General features: G+C 65.4%; 20 protein-coding genes. 12 read left to right on the top strand and 8 right to left on the bottom strand.

The genetic code is table 11. The annotated features are described in order from the left end of the window. The first annotated feature begins 314 nt into the window (after positions 1-314). Positions 315-1,457, top strand: a complete 1,143-nt coding sequence (locus LE190_RS01650; protein ID WP_225237085.1) for an MraY family glycosyltransferase — start codon at positions 315-317, stop codon at positions 1,455-1,457. 30 nt (positions 1,458-1,487) lie between these two features. Here LE190_RS01650 and LE190_RS01655 read toward each other — a convergent pair whose 3' ends face one another. The 3 genes from LE190_RS01655 to LE190_RS01665 form a co-directional block, all read right to left on the bottom strand. Next, positions 1,488-1,724 carry a hypothetical protein gene (locus LE190_RS01655; RefSeq protein ID WP_225237086.1) on the bottom strand — a complete coding sequence of 79 codons (237 nt, stop codon included), beginning with the start codon at positions 1,722-1,724 and terminating at the stop codon, positions 1,488-1,490. A 440-nt stretch (positions 1,725-2,164) separates the two neighbouring features. Further along, the gene (locus tag LE190_RS01660; RefSeq protein ID WP_225237087.1) at positions 2,165-2,317 is read right to left on the bottom strand and encodes a PEP-CTERM sorting domain-containing protein; all 153 of its coding nucleotides are present in this window, start codon (positions 2,315-2,317) and stop codon (positions 2,165-2,167) included. A gap of 36 nt (positions 2,318-2,353) precedes the next feature. Beyond that, on the bottom strand, positions 2,354-3,031 hold the full coding sequence (locus tag LE190_RS01665; protein WP_225237088.1) for an L-type lectin family protein: 678 nt from the start codon (positions 3,029-3,031) through the stop codon (positions 2,354-2,356). Between the two features lie 284 nt (positions 3,032-3,315). On the opposite strand from LE190_RS01665, the gene flhF reads away from it, so the two are divergent. The 5 genes from flhF (at position 3,316) to motD (ending at position 7,984) form a co-directional block, all read left to right on the top strand. Continuing rightward, positions 3,316-4,785 (top strand): flagellar biosynthesis GTPase FlhF, encoded by a 1,470-nt coding sequence (gene flhF, locus LE190_RS01670; protein ID WP_225238033.1) that lies wholly within the window; start codon positions 3,316-3,318, stop codon positions 4,783-4,785. Then, positions 4,778-5,590 (top strand): MinD/ParA family ATP-binding protein, encoded by an 813-nt coding sequence (locus LE190_RS01675; protein ID WP_225237089.1) that lies wholly within the window; start codon positions 4,778-4,780, stop codon positions 5,588-5,590. Before flhF ends, LE190_RS01675 begins: the two co-directional genes overlap by 8 nt. A gap of 166 nt (positions 5,591-5,756) precedes the next feature. Further along, positions 5,757-6,494 carry an RNA polymerase sigma factor FliA gene (locus LE190_RS01680; RefSeq protein WP_225237090.1) on the top strand — a complete coding sequence of 246 codons (738 nt, stop codon included), beginning with the start codon at positions 5,757-5,759 and terminating at the stop codon, positions 6,492-6,494. Then, positions 6,476-7,219, top strand: coding sequence for a flagellar motor protein (locus LE190_RS01685; RefSeq protein WP_225237091.1), 744 nt, complete (start codon positions 6,476-6,478; stop codon positions 7,217-7,219). The genes LE190_RS01680 and LE190_RS01685 overlap by 19 nt, the downstream gene beginning before the upstream one ends. 9 nt (positions 7,220-7,228) lie before the next feature. After that, positions 7,229-7,984, top strand: coding sequence for a flagellar motor protein MotD (gene motD, locus LE190_RS01690; protein WP_225237092.1), 756 nt, complete (start codon positions 7,229-7,231; stop codon positions 7,982-7,984). A 230-nt stretch (positions 7,985-8,214) separates the two neighbouring features. Here motD and LE190_RS01695 read toward each other — a convergent pair whose 3' ends face one another. Continuing rightward, positions 8,215-9,327, bottom strand: coding sequence for a M35 family metalloendopeptidase (locus tag LE190_RS01695; protein WP_225237093.1), 1,113 nt, complete (start codon positions 9,325-9,327; stop codon positions 8,215-8,217). Between the two features lie 283 nt (positions 9,328-9,610). Between LE190_RS01695 and LE190_RS01700 the strand changes: the two genes are divergently transcribed. Further along, positions 9,611-12,178: an EAL domain-containing protein gene (locus LE190_RS01700; RefSeq protein WP_225237094.1), complete on the top strand. Its 2,568-nt coding sequence runs from the start codon at positions 9,611-9,613 to the stop codon at positions 12,176-12,178. A 101-nt stretch (positions 12,179-12,279) separates the two neighbouring features. Here the strand turns inward: LE190_RS01700 and LE190_RS01705 are convergent, their stop codons facing one another. Beyond that, a complete protein-coding gene (locus LE190_RS01705; RefSeq protein WP_225237095.1) occupies positions 12,280-12,630 on the bottom strand; it encodes a translation initiation factor Sui1 in 351 nt (116 codons plus the stop codon). A 175-nt stretch (positions 12,631-12,805) separates the two neighbouring features. Here LE190_RS01705 and LE190_RS01710 point away from each other — a divergent pair, with 175 nt between their 5' ends. Next, positions 12,806-13,255, top strand: coding sequence for a hypothetical protein (locus LE190_RS01710; protein WP_225237096.1), 450 nt, complete (start codon positions 12,806-12,808; stop codon positions 13,253-13,255). A gap of 77 nt (positions 13,256-13,332) precedes the next feature. Here LE190_RS01710 and LE190_RS01715 read toward each other — a convergent pair whose 3' ends face one another. The 3 genes from LE190_RS01715 to flgA form a co-directional block, all read right to left on the bottom strand. After that, positions 13,333-13,803: a flagella synthesis protein FlgN gene (locus LE190_RS01715; RefSeq protein WP_225237097.1), complete on the bottom strand. Its 471-nt coding sequence runs from the start codon at positions 13,801-13,803 to the stop codon at positions 13,333-13,335. 6 nt (positions 13,804-13,809) lie between these two features. Then, the gene (gene flgM, locus LE190_RS01720; protein WP_225237098.1) at positions 13,810-14,139 is read right to left on the bottom strand and encodes a flagellar biosynthesis anti-sigma factor FlgM; all 330 of its coding nucleotides are present in this window, start codon (positions 14,137-14,139) and stop codon (positions 13,810-13,812) included. Positions 14,140-14,272: 133 nt separating this feature from the next. Continuing rightward, the gene (flgA, locus tag LE190_RS01725) at positions 14,273-14,998 is read right to left on the bottom strand and encodes a flagellar basal body P-ring formation chaperone FlgA (RefSeq protein ID WP_225237099.1); all 726 of its coding nucleotides are present in this window, start codon (positions 14,996-14,998) and stop codon (positions 14,273-14,275) included. 158 nt (positions 14,999-15,156) lie between these two features. On the opposite strand from flgA, the gene flgB reads away from it, so the two are divergent. Genes flgB through LE190_RS01745 form a run of 4 tightly spaced genes read left to right on the top strand, consistent with a single transcriptional unit; the run spans position 15,157 to position 18,312 of the window. Beyond that, positions 15,157-15,573, top strand: coding sequence for a flagellar basal body rod protein FlgB (gene flgB, locus LE190_RS01730; protein ID WP_225237100.1), 417 nt, complete (start codon positions 15,157-15,159; stop codon positions 15,571-15,573). Positions 15,574-15,606: 33 nt separating this feature from the next. Beyond that, a complete protein-coding gene (gene flgC / locus LE190_RS01735) occupies positions 15,607-16,008 on the top strand; it encodes a flagellar basal body rod protein FlgC (RefSeq protein WP_225237101.1) in 402 nt (133 codons plus the stop codon). An 18-nt stretch (positions 16,009-16,026) separates the two neighbouring features. Continuing rightward, complete coding sequence (locus LE190_RS01740) at positions 16,027-16,740, top strand: flagellar hook assembly protein FlgD (protein ID WP_225237102.1); 714 nt, start codon at positions 16,027-16,029, stop codon at positions 16,738-16,740. A gap of 36 nt (positions 16,741-16,776) precedes the next feature. Next, complete coding sequence (locus LE190_RS01745) at positions 16,777-18,312, top strand: flagellar hook protein FlgE (protein WP_225237103.1); 1,536 nt, start codon at positions 16,777-16,779, stop codon at positions 18,310-18,312. Positions 18,313-18,439: the final 127 nt, after the last annotated feature.

An 18,439-nucleotide genomic window follows, 5' to 3' on the forward strand; every position in this document is an offset into this window, starting at 1 on the left:
ATGGCGAAATCTGGAAACCAGAACGCTTCATGCAAAGGCAGCCAGTTGGTATCAGAATGTGACGAATTTGATGCCGCACGGAAAGTTCCTTAGTCCCGATCCGTCTCTTTTTTGCCGCATTCCCCCTCTGATGGGGGCACTTACCCATGTCGAATGTCAACTTACTTTGTTGATCTGTGATAACATTTGGTTGCTCCAGAAAGTAGAGCAAAACCGTTTCCTACCGCTGTCTGAGCGGTTTATTTACAACAGCCTTCCGATCAGCCAACGTGGTTCAGTTGGATTGAACGCGTTCGGTGTCTAAGCGATATTAAATGTCGGAATATCATCAAGTTGAACTTGGCGTGGCGGCGTTCGCCGTCAGTTTTGCAGTGTGCCTGTTGATCGTGCTGTCGCAGAAGTGGCATGGCAAGCTCTCCCACGACCATGACCTGAGTGGCGTACAGAAGGTGCATACCACGGCGGTACCGCGTATCGGCGGCATTGGCGTTATCGCCGGCGTGTTGCTGGGACTGGCGCTATTCCAGCTGCTGGCGCCTGCTGGCATTGACGCTTCCGATTCTGCCGGTGTCCGACTGCTGCTGCTTGCCAGCTTGCCCGCATTCCTGGCCGGCCTGATCGAGGATTTCACCAAGCGGGTGTCGGTGCGCGTGCGCCTGATGGCAACCGCTGTCAGCGCCATGGTTGCCAGTGCCTTGCTGGGTGCGACCGTGACCGAACTCGACCTGTGGGGGGTGGATACCCTGCTAGCCTTCGCCCCATTCGCCATCGTGGTCACGGCCGTGGTGGTGTCCGGTGGCTCGAACGCGATCAACATCATCGACGGCTTCAATGGTTTGTCGGGAAGCACGATCATCATCATGTCCGCCGGCCTTGCCGCCGTCGGGTTCCAGCAGGGCGACCAATTGGTCATGGCCCTGGGCGCACTGTGCATCGGTACGACGCTGGGCTTCCTGGTGCTGAACTATCCATTCGGGAAGCTGTTCCTGGGGGATGGTGGGGCATATTTCCTGGGCTTCCTGGTGTCGGAGATGGCCGTCTTGCTGCTGGTGCGTCATCCGGAAGTGAATGCCTGGCAGGTACTGGCGATCTGCGCCTACCCGGTGATCGAGGTGCTGTTCAGCATGTATCGCCGGCGCGTGATCAAGAAAGTCAGCCCGGGAGCGCCGGATGCGCTGCACCTGCATACGCTGGTGTTCCGCAGGGTGGTATTCCAGCGCGTGCGCCGCGATGCCAGCCGTCCGTGGAATCGCAATGCGAGCGTGGTCTGTTTCATTGCCCCGGTGGTGGCGCTGTGCGTGGCGGTCAGCGTGATCGCTGGCGCTTCGGCTTCGGTCGCCCTGGCGATCGTGCTGGCCCAGCTGGCGCTCTACATCGTGGCGTATCGCCGTCTTGTGCACGGCCGCTGGAGCTTCGCTGGCCGTAGCGCTGATACGGTTATTTCTACCAGCGCCTGAACTTCTTCGATACCGGACTGAGGTCCGGTATCAGCGCTGACGCCGCACTACCCACCAATTCTCGAACCAGATCGAGAACTGCAACAGCAGGCCAGTGACGAACAGAAAGTCGCCGGCTCTGTTCATGCCCATGCCCGTGGCCAGAATCCCTGCAACCAGGAAAGCCGTCCTCAGGACCGGGATACTCTTGTCGAGGGCTTTGCAGAAGGTAATCAAATGAGCTTCTTCAGGCATATGGGCCCGACGCTTCGGAATCCTGAATTTCATTTTTACCACCTTTGTTATTGTTCATGAAACCTGTGGGTTCAGTATGCCTTAGATTTTAGGCCGTTACAATCTGAGACAAATGGTATTCGTCAATTTTTCCACAAAGAATTAGTAACTATATGCATAAAGTGTTGCTAATAATTCTATATTAGCATTCCCGGAACAATCTTGGCTGTTTGATAATTCCTATCGTGGCAGGTGAGGGCGATTGTTTGCTTCTCCAGGATTTTTTACCACACTACCATCGTTCGCCAACGAAAATGCCGGCATCGGCCCAATGCCGCCTACACGGTGATCGGTGTGATATGAACAGTCGCACCGGCTGCAGTACTGTAATTTGACCGCGTGGGCGGAAGACCCGCCCACCCTACGGATGAGCAGCACCTCTTAAGACAGGCATCGGGCGTCAGTCGGGGCATAAAGCAAGCGTGTCCTAAGTCTCAGCCTCGTGAGCTGACGCGGCGCCGCGACATCAGTCCCGTCAAGCCCAGCAGTCCGATCCCAAAGATCCAGGCCGTCGCCGGCTCCGGCACTTCCCCCGGCAGCTGCGCGGTATCCGCGAAGGTCCAGTTCAGGATGTCATGGTTGGCCATGGACCCGCCGGTAGCCGCCGTGAAGCCGGCGTACGCCTAGTTGCTGCCCAGGATGGCCGCGATATCGATCTCGTAGTCGCTCAACGCGATGAAGTCCGCGCCCAGGCCGCTGTCGCGCAGCCGCACCGACAGGCGCGCGCCGTCATAGGTGATGGTGGCTGTCCACAGGCCCCCATTCGACAGGCAGCCCGCCGTGTCGCTTCCCGCGCAATTGCCGTTGCCATAGACATTGATCACCGGCGAGACCGGAACGAGCGAACCGTTGGCGCCGACTGCCACATGGTTGTCGCTCTCGTTATCGTTGCTGCCGTTGTTGTAGGTGTCGAATTCGACAATGAAACTGTTCGCCACGGCTTCATAGCCGAGGCCGCCGCCGTTCGCGCCCATGCCGCCCGGGTTGGCAGCCAGCACGAAGGCCAGGCCGTCGGCAGGGAAGCCCACATGGGTCATGCGGAACTGGAAGCTGGTGCTGAAGGTGGCGTTGGTGCCGAGCGTCAGGCTGTCGGTACTGTAGAAGGCGCCGCTGCGGTACCCGGCATCCGGAACGACGCGCAGTACCGCGCCGTCGGCTGTGTTCACGGGGGCGGCGTCGCCGACCAGCGTCAGGCCGGACGTGTTCGAAAAATCGGCATAGGTGACGACGCCGGCCTGGGCGGCGGCGCTGCCGAGGGCGGTCAGGACGAGCAGGTAACGCAGGAACGATGGCAAGCGCATGACGGTCTCCCTTTGCATGGACGTTATGGGAACTGCGCCAGCCTTGACAGCAAGTTTCGCGCCATCTTGAAAACCGCCAGTAAATCAGTGGCTTGTACAGACAGTCTCCCTCGACTGTAAGCAGGTTCGACGCCCGCTCCCGGCATACCTGCCGAAATGACCCGGTTTCCCCTTCCTTTTCCCCCGATGGTTTCCTGATGGCATCGCCAATAATGTTGGCTATGGACGGGCGATGGCGCCTGCCCGGCAAATAGAACAGTACAGTCGAAGTGCGGAGAGAAATGATGAACGTAAAGAAATTTACAGCGGCTACTTCCCGTGACGCCCTGCGCAAGGTGCGCGAGGCGCTCGGCCCTGACGCGGTCATCCTCTCCAACCGCCCGGTCGATGGCGTGGTCGAGATCCTGGCGCTGGACAACGATGACGTGGCCGCACTGTCCGTACCCGCGGTCGACGCGCCGGCTCCACGCGTTCCCCAGGCGCCCGCGTTCCAGGCCTTCGACGACGATTTCGACCCGGAGCCGGTATTCTCGCGCGCCGCCGTCTCGCAGTCCCAGGCCGAACTGCGCCAGCCTGAATTCCGCCAGGCCCCGCGCGCCGCCGCTCCCCAGTCCGCCCCCTTCGGCGGCCAGCCTGACGTGGCCCGGCCTTTTGTGGAACGCCGCGCCGCCCCCGAAGGGGAGATCCCGCCGACCTACGTCAACCGCCGCGCCGCCAGCCCGGAAACGGGCATCGACATGGCCGCCATGACCCAGATGATGAGCGCCGCCATCGCCTCGGCCAAGGAATCGGCCGCGCTCGAGATGGGCGGCATGATGAACGAGATCCGCGCCATGCGCGGCCTGATGGAAACCCAGCTGGCCGAGCTGTCCTGGAATGCCACCGCCCAGCGCGAGCCGTACAAGGCCAGCGTGCTGCGCGAGATGCTGGCCGCCGGCTTCTCGGCCACCCTGGCACGCTACCTGATCGAGAAAATGCCGGTCGCCAAGGACGCCGGCGAAGCGCTGCGCTGGATCAAGACCGTGCTGGCGCGCAACCTCACCACCATCGCCAACGAAGACGACCTGCTGGCCCGCGGCGGCGTGTTCGCCCTGGTTGGCCCGACCGGCGTCGGCAAGACCACCACCACCGCAAAACTGGCGGCGCGCTGCGTGATGCGCCACGGCCCGGACAAGCTGGCCCTGATCACGACCGATGCCTACCGTATCGGCGGTCACGAGCAGCTGCGCATCTACGGCAAGATCCTGGGCGTGATGGTGCACTCGGTGAAGGACGAAGCCGACCTGCGCATCGCCCTGAAAGAACTGAAGAACAAGCATACCGTGCTGATCGACACCATCGGCATGTCGCAGCGCGACCAGATGGTGACGGAACAGGTGGCCATGCTGAGCGAATCCGGCGCCGACGTGAAGCGCCTGCTGTGCCTGAACGCGACCTCGACCGGCGAGACCCTGAACGAAGTGGTACGCGCCTACCAGGGCACGGGCCTGGCCGGCTGCATCATGACCAAGCTGGACGAAGCCGCCTCGATCGGCAACGTGCTCGACGTGGTCATCCGTCAGAAGCTGAACCTGCATTACATCTCGAATGGCCAGCGCGTGCCGGAAGACCTGCACCTGGCCGACCGCGCCATGCTGATCGACCGCGCCTTCCGCAACACCCGCCACGCCAGCGCCCAGTTCGGCGACGCCGACCTGCCGGTCATGATGGCCGCCGCCGCCCACGATCGCCTGCACGAGGTGCACCTTGGCTAGTTTCGATTTCGACCAGGCCGAAGGCCTGCGCCGGATGCTGCAGGGCCCGCGCCCGCGCATCGTCACTTTCCTGTCCGCCACGCCCGAAGACGACAAGGGCGCGATGCTGGTCAACCTGGGCGCCTCGCTGGCCCAGCTGGGGAACGACGTCCTGATTGTCGACGCCTGCGAGCGCGACTATGGCGTCGCGCGCCGCCTGGGCCTGAGCCGCGCGGCTAGCCTGGCCAGCGTGGCGCGCCAGGAATGCGGACTGAACCAGGTGCTGCACCCGGTGCCGCAAGGCTTCTCGGTGGCCACACTGGGCGCGCCCCAGCGCGGCGGTCCGGCTGCCGGCGTCGAGACGCGGCGCCTGGCCAAGACCTTCGACGTGCTGGTCAAGCAGGCCGGCATCGTGATCGTCGATGGCGAGCTTGGTCCGGATGGCGAATTCCCGCTGCCGCTGATGGCCAGTTCGGAGATCGTGGTGCAGGTCGGTACCTCGGCCGTCTCGATCACCAACGCCTACGCGCTGATCAAGCGCCTGGCCCAGCAGCTCGGCCGACGCCCCTTCGGCATCCTGGTCACCGGCGCGACCGAGGCTGAGGCCAAGGTGGTATACGATAATATGTCTACTGCGGCAACACGTTACCTGGCAGTAAACCTCAGCTCGATGGGTTCGGTGCCGGCCGACGAGTACCTGCACCGGGCCGCGCGCCTGGGCCGGGCGGTGGTCGATGCCTTTCCGCTGGCGGGTGCCTCGGTCGCGTTTCGCAGGCTCGCAGGCAGGTTCGCGCTGCATGCGATGCCTGGGATGAGCAGGGGATGACTGTAGGGTGGGCGGATTTTCCGCCCACGCGGTGATCGTTATCCGATGAATGAACGCACAGGCGGATCCAACAGGATTTGACCGCGTGAGCGTTGGTAATTCCGGGCACTGCCCGAAATTACCCCGCCCACCGTACGAATTTAAGAATAGACAAAAAACAAAACGCATGTACACGGTCAAAGGGAAAGCGGACAAGAACCATTTGCTGACGGAGCACATGCCGTTGGTGAAGCGTCTTGCCCACCACATGAAGGCCAAGCTGCCGCCTTCCGTGGAAGTCGATGACCTGGTGCAGGCAGGCATGATCGGCCTGCTCGATGCCATCAACCGCTACGAGGACAGCCACGGCGCCCAGTTCGAGACCTATGCCGTGCTGCGCATCCGCGGAGCCATGCTGGATGAGCTGCGCAACAATGACTGGATGCCGCGCTCCACGCGCCAGAACATGCGCAAGGTGGAGGCCGCGATGGAGGCGCTGCAGCAGCGCCTGGGCCGTCCGGCCAGCGAATCCGAGATCGCCAGGTCGCTCCAGATGTCGCTCGCCGACTACCAGGAGATGCTGGGCGATGGCGGCGGCCACCAGCTGGTGTACTACGAAGACTTCAACGACAACGACGGCGAGGGCGGCAGCGCGAGCTTCCTCGACCGCCATGCAGTGGACGACAGCGATCCGCTGCGCAGCCTGCTCGATACGGGCTTTCGGCAGGCCGTCATCGACGCCATCGACCGGCTGCCGCCGCGCGAGAAGATGCTGATGGGCCTCTATTACGAGGAAGAACTCAATTTGAAGGAAATCGGCGCCGTGATGGGCGTGAGCGAGTCGCGGGTGTCGCAGCTGCACACCCAGGCCGTCTCGCGCCTGCGCGCGACGCTACGGGAGCAATTATGGACTGGGCCAGCGTAGCGGGCCTGGCGCTCGCGGTAGCGGGCGTCCTGCTCGGCCACACGCTGGACGGCGGGCGCTTCGCCTCGCTGCTGCAGCCGGCCGCCTTTGCCATCGTGGTGGTCGGCACCTTCGGCGCCACCCTGCTGCAGAGCGAAGGGCGGTCCTTCCTGCTCGGCCTGCGCATGCTGCGCTGGGTATTCTTTCCACCCGCGTCCGGGCGCGAGAAGCTGTCGCGCGAAATCACCCTGTGGAGCCTGACGGCGCGCCGCGACGGCCTGCTTTCGCTGGAACAGTACATGGGCACCAAGGACCCGTTCACCCAGAAAGGCCTGCGCCTGGTGGTGGACGGCATCCAGCCCGACAAGCTGCGCAGCCTGCTCGAGAGCGAGATCAGCGCCTACGAGTTCGCGCAGCGCCAGGCCGCACGCATCTGGGAATCGGCGGCCGGCTACGCGCCGACGATCGGCATCCTGGGCGCGGTGCTGGGCCTGATCCATGTGATGGAAAACCTGTCCGACCCGGCGCGCCTGGGTTCGGGCATCGCGATCGCTTTTGTGTCGACCGTGTACGGCGTGGGGCTGGCCAACCTGTTCTTCTACCCGGTCGCCAACAAGCTCAAGGCCATCGTCAGCGACAAGGTGGCCCAGTACGAGATCCTGGCCGAAGTCTTCCACGACCTCGCCAGCGGCGACCATACCCGCGTGCTCGAGGAGCGGGTGGCGAGCCTGCTGGTGCGCCACTAAAGGACAGGCATGGCACGCAAGCGCTACGACGATGCAGTCCCCGGCGAACACCACGAGCGCTGGCTGGTCTCGTACGCCGATTTCATCACGCTGCTGTTCGCCTTCTTCGTCGTCATGTACGCGATCTCGATCGTCAACGAGGGCAAGTACGCGGTGCTGTCCGAGGCGCTGGGCGATGCCTTCGGCGGACGCGGCGCCGCGCCCCAGGTCAATACCAATGTCGAGCCGGTACTGCCGCTGTCGCACATCGTCAACCGCCGCCGCCTGGAAGCGGCCAAGCGCGAACGCGAGCGCATGGAGAGGCTGGCCCAGGATTTGAACGCGACCCTGCTGCCGCTGGTGAAAGCGGGCCAGGTGCGCGTCACGCAGAATGCGCGCGGCATCAGCGTCGAACTGAATGCCAGCGTGCTGTTCGAACAGGGCGAGGCGGTGCTGCAGCCGGATGCGCGCGCGGTGCTGGGGCAGGTGGCGGGATTGCTGAAGAACGATCCACACCGGATCGAGGTCGAAGGCCATACCGATGACCGTCCCATCACCAACGAGCGCTTCGCCTCGAACTGGGAACTGTCGGTGGTGCGCGCGGCAAGCGTGGTGCGCCTGTTCATCGAGCAGGGCGTGGGCGATGCGCGCCTGGCCGCCATCGGCTATGGCGCCACGCGGCCGGTCGCACCGAACGACAGTCCGGACGGCCAGGCACGCAACCGGCGCGTGGCGGTGCTGATCCTGGCAACCGTGCCGGAGCCGCAACCGGTCACCATGCGGTGAAATAAAACACCGTTTTTGATGTTCTAATGAAATAATATTTCATGGCCGCTGCCGGGCCAGCAAGGCACCAAAGCCGGTGAATGACGGATATTCCTAGGGTGGGCGGCTCATGATCCGGTTCACTGGACCGGATCACCCCACGCGGTGATCGTTGTGATATGAACGCTCGCGCAGGCTGCAGTACTGTCATTTGACTGCGTGGGCAAGAAACCTCCGCCCACCTGCAAGCCCTAGCGCTGCGGCGGCGCATTCTCCCCGAAATACTCATACGAATCGGCGTTGCGCACCGCCCGCGCCGGATCGCTGCGCGCCAGCTCCACCGCCCCCGTCTTGCCATACACATGGTCATCCGTGCCCGCCACCACGTTGAAGTGGCTCAGTTCGTGCAACAGCGTGCCGCCGCGCGAGTCGGTGCCCGTGAGCGGCGCGCTCCAGAACGCCTTGCACACGTACACCGTGTATGGCTGGGCCGGATACACGTAGGCGAAGTATTTCTCCTTGCAGCCGCAGTCGATCGCCACCGGCCGGTTCTCGAACGCGTCGCGGATCGCGCCAAGCTTGGCCCTGACGGCAGCGACGCGCTCCGCGTCGGGTGCGCCGAACCAGGTAGCGTAGCGCGGCCCGTATCCGCTAGCTGTCGCGCCACCTGTCCCCGCGCCCGTCCCGGCGCCCGTCCCGGCGCCTGTTCCGGTTCCTTCGTCCAGGTAGCGCTGCGCATCGCGCGCCATCGCACGCCCGGCATCCACGGCCGCACCCAGCTGTTCCTGCTGCGCATTCGAACATCTCGGGAAGGCCGGATCAGCCGCGCCCGCCGCCAGCCCTGGTGGCGCAAGGGACCCGCGCGGCAGGCGCCCCTCGACCCAGATCTCGATTGGATTCGATGCCAGGCTGCCCGCCTGCGGCTGCATCGCACCCGTGCCATCCGGCGCGCCGGCCAGCAGGCCGGGGCCGGCGCTGCGGTAGCGCACCCGGTAGGTGCCTGTCACATGCATCTCGTACAGTGCCGACAGCTCGACCGTGGCGCTGAGGGTGGCGCCCGGTTCGATGCGCAGGTAATCGTCCGGCCCCGGGGCGGGGCGCTTGGCCAGCATGCCGAGGTAGCGCACCGGCTGACCGTCGCGCAGCACCTCGAACAGCGGCGTCGTGATCTCACCGAGCGGCGCCTGCCAGGACAGCAGGAAGCGCGGCGCGGCGCCAGTGTTGCGCAGGGTGACGCGCACCAGCACCTCGTCGCCGCGCGCGGTGCTGGTGCGCAGCGGCGCCAGGCGCACATCGAGTTCCTGCGCTGGCGCGGGCAAGGCGCAGCAGAGCAGCACGAAAGAGGGAAGGACGACAAGGCGCATGCGGGGCTCCACGAGATGGCAACCCGGCCAATGTGCCCCCGCCAACCGACATGCTTATTGAGTAGTAACAAGAAGCCATTTATTCATGGCAACAAACTACCCATGCATACTATGGCTGATAAACAACAAATAAAGGGTGTAACCAATGTTTACTCGATTCCTGCTACGATCATTGCTATTATGCAATAACAATATCTCGGCATAAATCTTCCCCTTCCGCCAGCGCAGGCTTTCCCATGTACACCCAGCACCGATCCTCCTCTTGGCGTTCAGGAGGCCAGTCATGAACGGCCTCCAGGAATACGTGGACGAGCTGGCCCGCGAGATCGGTCTTGACCATGACGAAGTCGCCGCGCGCAAGGCCTTCCTCGAGCTGGGCGAGGACGACGTCGAGGCGCTGCGCGACGTGCATGGGCTGCTGGCCACGCACCGCGACCTGTTCTCGGAGCGCTTCTATGCGCACCTGATGTCCTTCCCCCAGTTGCGGGCCATGCTGGGCGACGGCGTCGAGGCGCGCCTGCGCCGGGTGCAGGCGTCCTATTTCGACAGCCTGACCGCCGGCGACTACGACGAGGACTACATCCGCGAGCGCCTGCGTGTGGGCGCGACGCACGAGCGCATCGGGCTCGACCCGAAGTGGTACATCGGCGCCTACCGCAAGTACCTGTCCGAGCTGGTCGGTCTGTTGTGGCGCCGCTTGCAGGAACAGCCGGAACGCTTCCATACGGCGGTCGACGCGGTGCTCAAGATCGTCTGCTTCGACATGGGCCTGGCGCTCGACACCTACGCGCACGCCGGCCAGCGCAGCCTGCGGCAGAACCAGAACTACCTGGAGCAGGTCATCGATGGCATGCCGGCCGGCCTGATGGTGATCGACGCCGAACTGCGCGCCCACTCGATGAACCGGACGATGGCCGACCTGCTCGACGTGCCGGACGACCTGCTGCTCGAGCAGCGGCTTGCGCTGGAAGAACTGATCCCGAGTCCGGAGCTGGCCGTGCGCGCCGCTGAAGCGCTCGCCTCCGGTGCGCCGCACGACAACGTGCTGGTCACGCTCGACGGCCGCGCCGACGGGGTGCGCTACGCGGACTTCAACATCCGCCGCGCCTACAAGGACGGCGCCCCGATGCTGCTGCTGATCGGCCAGGACATGACCTTCCGCCGCAAGGCCAGGCTGCGCCTGCAGGAGAGCGAGGAATTCTTCCGGCTCACCTTCAACCAGGCCGCGGTCGGCATCGTGCTGCTGGGCGGCGACGGGCGCGTGCTGCGCACCAACAGCAAGATGTCGCAGATCCTCGGCTATTCCGAGATCGAACTGCTGCAGCGCTTCTACCAGCAGTTCATGGGCCAGGACGAGCTGGCCGAGGAGCAGGCCATGATCGCGCGCCTGCGTGGCGGCGAGGTCGCCGACTACCAGCGCGAGAAGCGCCTGCTGCGGCGCGACGGCAGCCAGGTCTGGGTCAGCGTCAACGTCTCGAGCATGCGCGACGCCAGCGGCAACCAGCGCTTCATCTGCGTGGTGCGCGACATCCAGCGCCAGAAGCAGGCCGAGGAAGCGCTGCTGCGCATGGCCAACCACGACGCCCTGACCGGCCTGCCGAACCGGCTCCTGATGCAGGACCGCCTGAGCCAGGCCATCATGCAGGCCCACCGCGCCGGGCGCCAGGTGGCGGTGATGTTCATCGACCTGGACCGCTTCAAGCATGTCAACGACAGCCTGGGCCACGACGCCGGCGACGCCCTGATCGTCGAGATCGCGCGCCGCCTGTCGGGCAGCCTGCGCGAAAGCGACACCGTGGCGCGCCAGGGTGGCGACGAATTCGTGGTGGTACTGCCCGACCTGGGCGGCCAGGAAGACGCCGGCAAGGTGGCGCGCAAGCTGCTCGACAACCTGTTCCAGCCGCTCGCCCTGTGCGGCCAGGAAGTGTTCCCGTCGGGGAGCATCGGCATCGCCATGTACCCGGGCGACGGCCTGGATGGCGCCACCCTGCTCAAGTGCGCCGACAGCGCCATGTACGGCTCCAAGGCCAAGGGCGGCAACCAGTACGCCTTCTATACCGCCGAAATGGGCGAGCAGGCCACCCAGCACCTGCGCCTGGAAGGCGCGCTCCAGCGCGCCCTGCAGCGCGACGAATTCCTGCTGCACTACCAGCCGGTGGTAGACATCGGCAGCGGCCGCGTGACCGGGGTCGAGGCCCTGTTGCGCTGGCAGCCGGCCGGGCATCCGATGGTTTCGCCGGCGGAGTTCATTCCGCTCGCCGAGGAAACCGGCCTGATCGTGCCGATCGGCGACTGGGTGCTGGCCACCGCCATGCGCCAGCAGGTGGCCTGGGTGCGCGCCGGCATCGGTCCGGTACGCATCAGCGTGAACCTGTCGGCGCGCCAGTTCCTGGGCCAGGACGTGGCCCAGCGCGTGGCGGCCCTGCTGGAGGAAACCGGCTGCGATCCGGGCTACCTGACGCTCGAGATCACCGAGAGCGTGCTGATGGAAAACCCGGCCGCGGCCACCGAGACCATGGGCCAGCTGGCCGCGATGGGGGTGCAGCTCGCGATCGACGATTTCGGCACCGGTTACTCGAGCCTGGCCAGCCTGAAGCGCTTCCCGATCCACAGCCTCAAGATCGACCGCTCCTTCGTGATGGACCTGACCCAGGACGCCGATGACGCCGCCATTGTCAATGCCGTGATCGCGCTGGCGCACTCGATGAAGCTGAACGTGATCGCCGAAGGCGTGGAAACCAATGAGCAGCTGGCCTTCCTGCAGGCGCGCGGCTGCGACCAGATGCAGGGCTACTGCTTCAGCCGGCCGGTGGAGCCGCAGCGCATCGAGGCGATGCTGCGTGTTTCGTAGGGTGGGCGGCCTCGCCGCCCACGCGGTGATAGTGACGATGTCATCAGCCGCACGGGCTGCGGTACTGTGATCTGAACGCGTGGGCGGAAAATCCGCCCACCCTACGCCCGCTTCGGCCGGTGCCCCAGGCCCTCGAGCGTGTTCATGACCATCTCGCAATGGTCCCCCTGTACCTCGATTACCCCATCCTTCACCGTCCCGCCCGACCCGCAGGCCGTGCGCAGCTGCTTGCCGAGCACCGCCAGCGCAACCGCATCGAGCGCCAGCCCTTTCACTACCGTGACGCACTTGCCGCCCCGCCCCTTGGTCTGGCGCGACACCCGCACCACGCCGTCGCCAGGTGGCGCGGCCTTGGCCTTGCATGCGCAGGCGCTGAGCTGCTGCCGGCATTCGGGACACATGCGTCCGCCTTCGGTCGAGTACACGAGACGGCTGTTGGAGGAATTGTTCATTTGATCCTGGCTGGAAGATTGCTGGGCTGGGCACGGTAGTTTACGTGCCCGCCCGGCTCCCGGGCAAGAGGCATGCGCACGGCGCCGTCGGACGAATCCACCACCAGTGGGGGTCTTGCGCGGCTGAGCCTCGCCCTATACTCCACGCCTGTCAAAAACATGCAAAGGTAAGACCATGAAACCGAGCAAGCTGTTCGCCGCCGCCTTCGTCGCCCTGCTGCTGTGCGCCACCCAGGCGCAGGCTGCCGAGCCCGAAGAGCATTTCCTGCTGACCCCGGCCCTGCTGGCCAAGCTGAAGGCCGCCGCTCCCGACATCAGGAAACTCGAGAAGAAGGACGACGAGGACGGGAATGAGGATGAGCGCAACAACAACCTGTCGGCCGAAGCCTTTGCCCGTGTGCTGGACAAGGAGCCGCGCGCGAAGGCCGTGCTCGCCAAACACGGCCTGAGCACCCGCGAGTTCGCGCTGTCCACCTACGCGATGCTGCATGCCGGGATGTTCGTCGGGCTGGAGCCGTCCATGAACAAGAAGCAGGCCGCCGACATGCTGGCCGGCTTCACCAGGGAGCAGCGCGCCAACGTGGCCCTGCTGCGCAAGACCGACATGCGCGCCTTCGGCAAGTAGGGTGGGCAAGTCCCTTGCCCACGCGGTCAAACCACGGTGATGCAGTCGGTGCGGCTGCTCAAAAGAAGAGGGCGCGTTCAGCCCACCACGTAGCGCTTCGACGGCCCGCCACCGAGCGCCTGGCCGCTGGCGCCGTACAGGCCGCCGGCTTCGGCGCCGGCCGGCATGCGCAGGGCGTTCAGCATGCCCTGGTTGTGGGCCAGTTGCCTGCTGATCAGCATGCCGTTGACGCGGTTGGCTTCCTTCGCCTCGCGCGCCAGGCCGAGCAGGGCGTCCCACTGGCTGCGCGCCTCCAGGCCGCCGGACACGGCCAGCCAGGGTTCCATGCCGGCTTCCGACGCTTCGCAGCCGGCCGCGCCGAGGGCCGCATGGCGCTGCGCCGCGAGGCCGGCGAGCGCCTGCAGCAGGGTGTTCTTGCGGGGAGTGAGTTCTGCCAGCCCGTCGGCGTCAGCGGCTACCAGGAGCTGCTGTTCCTCTTTCATCAGCGCCAGCAGGGCGCTGAGGTGTTGCTGTTCTGCGGCAAGAGTGGTGACGGGGCTGGAGGGCATGGAAGTTTATCGCTTGCGTGAGTGGAGCAGGTCGCGCACGGTATCGAGCAATCCGTCGGCGACCTTTTCCGAGTTGACCTGGAACTGGCCATCGGCAATGGCCATCTTGATGCGTTCGACTTTCTTGGTGTCGAAAACCTGGTTGTTGCCGGCAATCGCGCTGGCCATGGCCTGCCCGGCCGAGGACAGGCGCACGCTGTCGGTGGCGCCGGGATTGGCCGTCGTGGCCGCGGTGGCCGCACCACCGGCGGCCGTGGTGGCGCCGCGCGCGTTGGCCGCGCCATTGGTGTTGGTCGGCTGCAGGGCCGGGCCCTTGAGGTTATCGTTGATTTTCACGGCATCATCCTTCTCTGTTCGGAGCGGAAACTCCGGTATCTGCTTCGTGTATCGGCAAGGATGTCACAAACTTTAGCGCAGAAAAGGCTGTTCAGGAAAATAAGCAGGCGCCTGGCGTACAAGCCTGCAAGGCCTAGATCGCCACCTCGATGATGCCGCCGGCGCGTGCCGTGCCGCTCACCACCGTGCCGGATTGGGTACGCGCCTGCGCCACCTGGCCTTCGCCGGCATTGTTCAGGGCCTTCGCCTCACTCGACACCGCGAAGTTGGCGCCCTTCGATACCAGGCGCACGGCCTGGCCCTGCTGCACCACCGGCTTCGCCTTCAGGGTATCGAGGCGCAGCGGGGTACCGGCCGGCAGCGAAGCGGTCGGCGTGCGGCCGATGGCCTGGGCCATGTTGGTGATGATTCCGTTCGGCATGGCGGCGATGTCGCCCTTCACCAGGCCCAGCTGGCCGGCCTCGACCGGCTGGCCCTGGGCCAGCGGTACCGCCGCCACGACATAATCCGCCACCACGCTGACCGTGGCCTGCAAATAAATGGTCCAGGCCTGCGGCGCGCTGCAGCGCACCCCGACCGTGGTCTTGCCCCAGGCGCGCGCGCCCGGCTGCTGGAAGGCTTCCGGCGCCGGGCAGGCCGCCAGGCTGGTACGCGGGTCGACCTGGCCGACCTTGATGCTCACCTGGCCCGGCAGGCCGGCGGCCTGGGTCTGCAGGTATTGCTCGGCCACGGCGCGCAGCACCGGCAGGGCCTGGCGCTGGGCGCTGGAAGGCTGGGCAGGCTGGGCCGGGACCGCACTGGCGGAGGGCAGGGCCGCAAGGCAGAGCAGGGTGGCAAGGAGGCCGGGGATGAGCTTCATGGCGCAATGGGTTCGGGGAGATGCTGCCATTCTAGGCAGGGGGGGCATGCCGCGAAACCGGGAATAGCCGGGTTTTGGGCGTCTTACTCCTTCGATTGCGTTTTGTTGCTTGTACGTATTATCGGTCCTGTCCCAACAAGCATCCACCCGGAGGCGGCATGATCGGCAAGATCGACCAGTACCTGAGTTTCAACGAAAAAGCCCTGTCCCTGCGCGCCCAGCGCCAGGAAGTGCTGGCGTCGAACATCGCCAATGCCGACACCCCGAACTACAAGGCGCGCGACATCGACTTCGCCAGCGCGCTGCAGAACGCCCTCGGCCCGAAGAGCGCGTCAGGCCCGCTGGCGACCACCGCCGCCCGCCACATCGGCCAGGGCGGCGCCAGCGGCGACCTGCTGTCCAACGGCACCCCGCTGCTGTACCGCGGCGTGGTGCAGGGCAGCGTGGACGGCAATACGGTCGACATGGATGTCGAGCGCAATCAGTTCGCCGACAACGCGCTGCGCTACGAGGCGGGCATCACCATGATCAACAGCCAGATCAAGGGCCTGATGGCGGCCATCCAGGGCCAGTAAGCGCCCCAGCGGATCAATTAGCGAAATAAGACCATGTCCCTCTTCAATATCTTCAATGTCTCCGGTTCGGCCATGAGCGCCCAGGCGCAGCGCCTGAACACCGTGGCCTCCAACCTGGCCAACGCCGACAGCGCCACCAGTGCCAACGGCGAAGCCTACCGCGCCAAGGCGGTCGTGTTCGAGGCCGTGCCGCAGCAGTCCGGCGCCACCGCGGTGCGCGTGCGCGAAGTGGTCGAGGACCCGTCGCCGCTGAAGCAGGTCTACGACCCGAAGCACCCGATGGCCGACGAGAAGGGCTATGTGTCGATGCCGAACGTGAACGTGGTGGACGAGATGGTCAACATGCTGTCGGCCTCGCGTTCCTACCAGACCAACGTCGAAACCATGAATGCGGCCAAGAACATGCTGCTCAAGACCCTCACCCTGGGCCAGTAATCCCGCAGGAAGCACACCATGACCACCGTCTCGAACAGCCCGGCGCCACCGGCAGGCATCAACGAACTGATGTCGAACATGAACCCGAAGAAGAAGGAAGTCGACAGCGTCCAGGCCGACACCGACAAGTTCATGACCCTCCTGGTCACCCAGCTGAAGAACCAGGATCCGCTGAACCCGCTCGACAATGCCCAGGTCACCAGCCAGCTGGCCCAGCTCTCGACCGTCACCGGCGTCAACAAGCTCAACGCCACGCTGGAGTCGCTCAAGACGAGCTACCAGTCGTCCGAGGCGATGCAGGCGACCAACCTGATCGGCCACGGCGTGCTGGTCGAAGGCAACAAGCTGCAGCTGCAGGGCGGCAAGGCCATCCTCGGCGTCGAGCTCGACAGTCCGGCCGACAAGGTGCAGGTGGTCGTCACCAGCAACAAGACCGGCAAGGAAGTCGCCACCATCGACCTCGGCGCCCAGGAACGCGGCGTGGTGCCGATCGCCTGGGACGGCGTGCCGGACGCGAACGCGCTCGGGGCCGACGGCAAGCCGCTGGCGCTGCCGGACGGCGGCTATACCTACCGCGTGGTGGCCCTGCGCGGCGGCGAACCCTTGACCGATGCGCGCGCGCTGTCCTTCGACAGCGTGGCCAGCGTCACCACCAACGCCAAGGACGGCATCCGGCTTAACCTGCCGGGCAAGGGCGCCGTGACCATGGCCGATATTAAACAAGTCCTGTAAGCCGAGCCGCTTACTTCATTCATCCAGGAGTACACCATGTCTTTCCAACAAGGCCTGAGCGGCTTGAACGGCGCAGCCAAATCCCTCGACGTCATCGGTAATAACATCGCCAACGCCAGCACGGTCGGCTTCAAGGGCGCCACCACCCAGTTCGCCGACGTGTATGCGAACTCGCTCAGCGGCGCGGGCGGCGTCACCGCCGGCATCGGCGTGAAGGTGGCAGCGATCGCCCAGCAGTTCTCGCAGGGCAACGTCGAATCCTCGAACAACCCGCTCGACATGGCGATCAACGGCCCCGGCTTCTTCCGCACCGAGACCGCCGGCATGATCCAGTACACCCGCAACGGCCAGTTCTCGCTCGACAAGAACGGCTACATGGTGAACGCCCAGGGCGCGCGCCTCACCGGCTATGGCCTGAACGCGAACGGCCAGCTGGCCGCCGGCGCCCCGGTGGCGCTGCGCATCGAGACCGCCGACCTCGATCCGGTCGCCACCAGCAAGATCCAGGTCCAGATGAACCTCGATTCGCGCAGCCTGCCGCCGACCACGACGCCGTTCGACATCAACGACCCGACCACCTACAACCGCCAGACCCCGCTCAGCGTGTACGACACCCTCGGCAACGCGCACGTGCTGTCGACCTACTACGTGAAGACCGACGCCGGCACCTGGAACGTGTATGCCGCCAACGACGGCGTCGAAGTCAACGCCCTGAAGGCCGCCGCGGCCGCCACCGGCATCGGCCCCACCTTCACCGCCGTGAACGATGCCCGCGCCGCCTGGGAAACCGCGTCGCGCGCGGTGCCGCCGGTGCCGGCCGACATGACGGCCGCGCTGCAGGCGTATGCGGTCGCGGCCGGCGCCATGGTGACGGCCGCCGCCGGCGCCGGCCTGGCGACGCCCGAGAACCAGCTGGCGATCCAGGCCGCCGCCGACGCCGTGGCGATCGTGCCCGGCTCGACCCCGGAGCAGGTCGATGCCGCCATGACCAAGGCGATCCGCGTCCCGGCCGCCGTGATCGGCACGCTGCGCTTCGACACCAGCGGCAACCTGAACAAGCTGACCACCAGCCAGGGCGGCAAGATGACCTATGACGTGCCGATCTATCCGGATACCGGCGCGGAACTGGTGATGCCGGTCGAGATCGACTTCGACGGCACCACCCAGTACGGCATCGCCACCAGCGAGAAGAAGCTGCTCCAGAACGGCTACTCGCCGGGTACCCTGCAGCGCTTCAGCGCCGGCGCCGACGGCACCATCCTGGGCCAGTACAGCAATGGCCAGACCCGTCCGCTGGGTCAGGTGGTGCTGGCCAACTTCACCAACCCGAACGGGCTGGAGTCGCTCGGCAACAACGCCTGGGCCGAATCGGCCAACTCGGGCGTGCCGCTGATGGGCACGCCGGGCTCGGGCAGCATGGGCGTGCTGCAATCGTCGGCGGTGGAAAGCTCGAACGTCGACCTGACCGCGGAACTGGTCAACATGATCACCGCGCAGCGCGTGTACCAGGCGAATGCGCAGACCATCAAGACCCAGGACTCGGTGCTGCAGACGCTGGTGAACCTGCGTTAATCCTGGTTGATGGAACCGATGCATGTTGATACGTAGGGTGGGCGGCTCGTGATGCGGTCCGCTGGACCGCATCACCCCACGCGGTGATAGTTAGAAGCAAGATCATCCGGCGCGAAAGCGGAGCCGC

Origin of the sequence: Massilia hydrophila (assembly GCF_020208145.1) — a bacterium.
GTDB classification, from domain to species: domain Bacteria; phylum Pseudomonadota; class Gammaproteobacteria; order Burkholderiales; family Burkholderiaceae_D; genus Telluria; species Telluria hydrophila.

Bases quoted from the DNA above. Each gene is read 5' to 3' on its own strand.
- LE190_RS01650 (WP_225237085.1), top strand. From the start codon at position 315: ATGTCGGAATATCATCAAGTTGAACTTGGCGTGGCGGCGTTCGCCGTC.
- LE190_RS01655 (WP_225237086.1), bottom strand. From the start codon at position 1,724: ATGAAATTCAGGATTCCGAAGCGTCGGGCCCATATGCCTGAAGAAGCT.
- LE190_RS01660 (WP_225237087.1), bottom strand. From the start codon at position 2,317: ATGGCCAACCATGACATCCTGAACTGGACCTTCGCGGATACCGCGCAG.
- LE190_RS01665 (WP_225237088.1), bottom strand. From the start codon at position 3,031: ATGCGCTTGCCATCGTTCCTGCGTTACCTGCTCGTCCTGACCGCCCTC.
- flhF (WP_225238033.1), top strand. From the start codon at position 3,316: ATGAACGTAAAGAAATTTACAGCGGCTACTTCCCGTGACGCCCTGCGC.
- LE190_RS01680 (WP_225237090.1), top strand. From the start codon at position 5,757: ATGTACACGGTCAAAGGGAAAGCGGACAAGAACCATTTGCTGACGGAG.
- LE190_RS01685 (WP_225237091.1), top strand. From the start codon at position 6,476: ATGGACTGGGCCAGCGTAGCGGGCCTGGCGCTCGCGGTAGCGGGCGTC.
- motD (WP_225237092.1), top strand. From the start codon at position 7,229: ATGGCACGCAAGCGCTACGACGATGCAGTCCCCGGCGAACACCACGAG.
- LE190_RS01695 (WP_225237093.1), bottom strand. From the start codon at position 9,327: ATGCGCCTTGTCGTCCTTCCCTCTTTCGTGCTGCTCTGCTGCGCCTTG.
- LE190_RS01700 (WP_225237094.1), top strand. From the start codon at position 9,611: ATGAACGGCCTCCAGGAATACGTGGACGAGCTGGCCCGCGAGATCGGT.
- LE190_RS01705 (WP_225237095.1), bottom strand. From the start codon at position 12,630: ATGAACAATTCCTCCAACAGCCGTCTCGTGTACTCGACCGAAGGCGGA.
- LE190_RS01710 (WP_225237096.1), top strand. From the start codon at position 12,806: ATGAAACCGAGCAAGCTGTTCGCCGCCGCCTTCGTCGCCCTGCTGCTG.
- LE190_RS01715 (WP_225237097.1), bottom strand. From the start codon at position 13,803: ATGCCCTCCAGCCCCGTCACCACTCTTGCCGCAGAACAGCAACACCTC.
- flgA (WP_225237099.1), bottom strand. From the start codon at position 14,998: ATGAAGCTCATCCCCGGCCTCCTTGCCACCCTGCTCTGCCTTGCGGCC.
- flgB (WP_225237100.1), top strand. From the start codon at position 15,157: ATGATCGGCAAGATCGACCAGTACCTGAGTTTCAACGAAAAAGCCCTG.
- flgC (WP_225237101.1), top strand. From the start codon at position 15,607: ATGTCCCTCTTCAATATCTTCAATGTCTCCGGTTCGGCCATGAGCGCC.
- LE190_RS01740 (WP_225237102.1), top strand. From the start codon at position 16,027: ATGACCACCGTCTCGAACAGCCCGGCGCCACCGGCAGGCATCAACGAA.
- LE190_RS01745 (WP_225237103.1), top strand. From the start codon at position 16,777: ATGTCTTTCCAACAAGGCCTGAGCGGCTTGAACGGCGCAGCCAAATCC.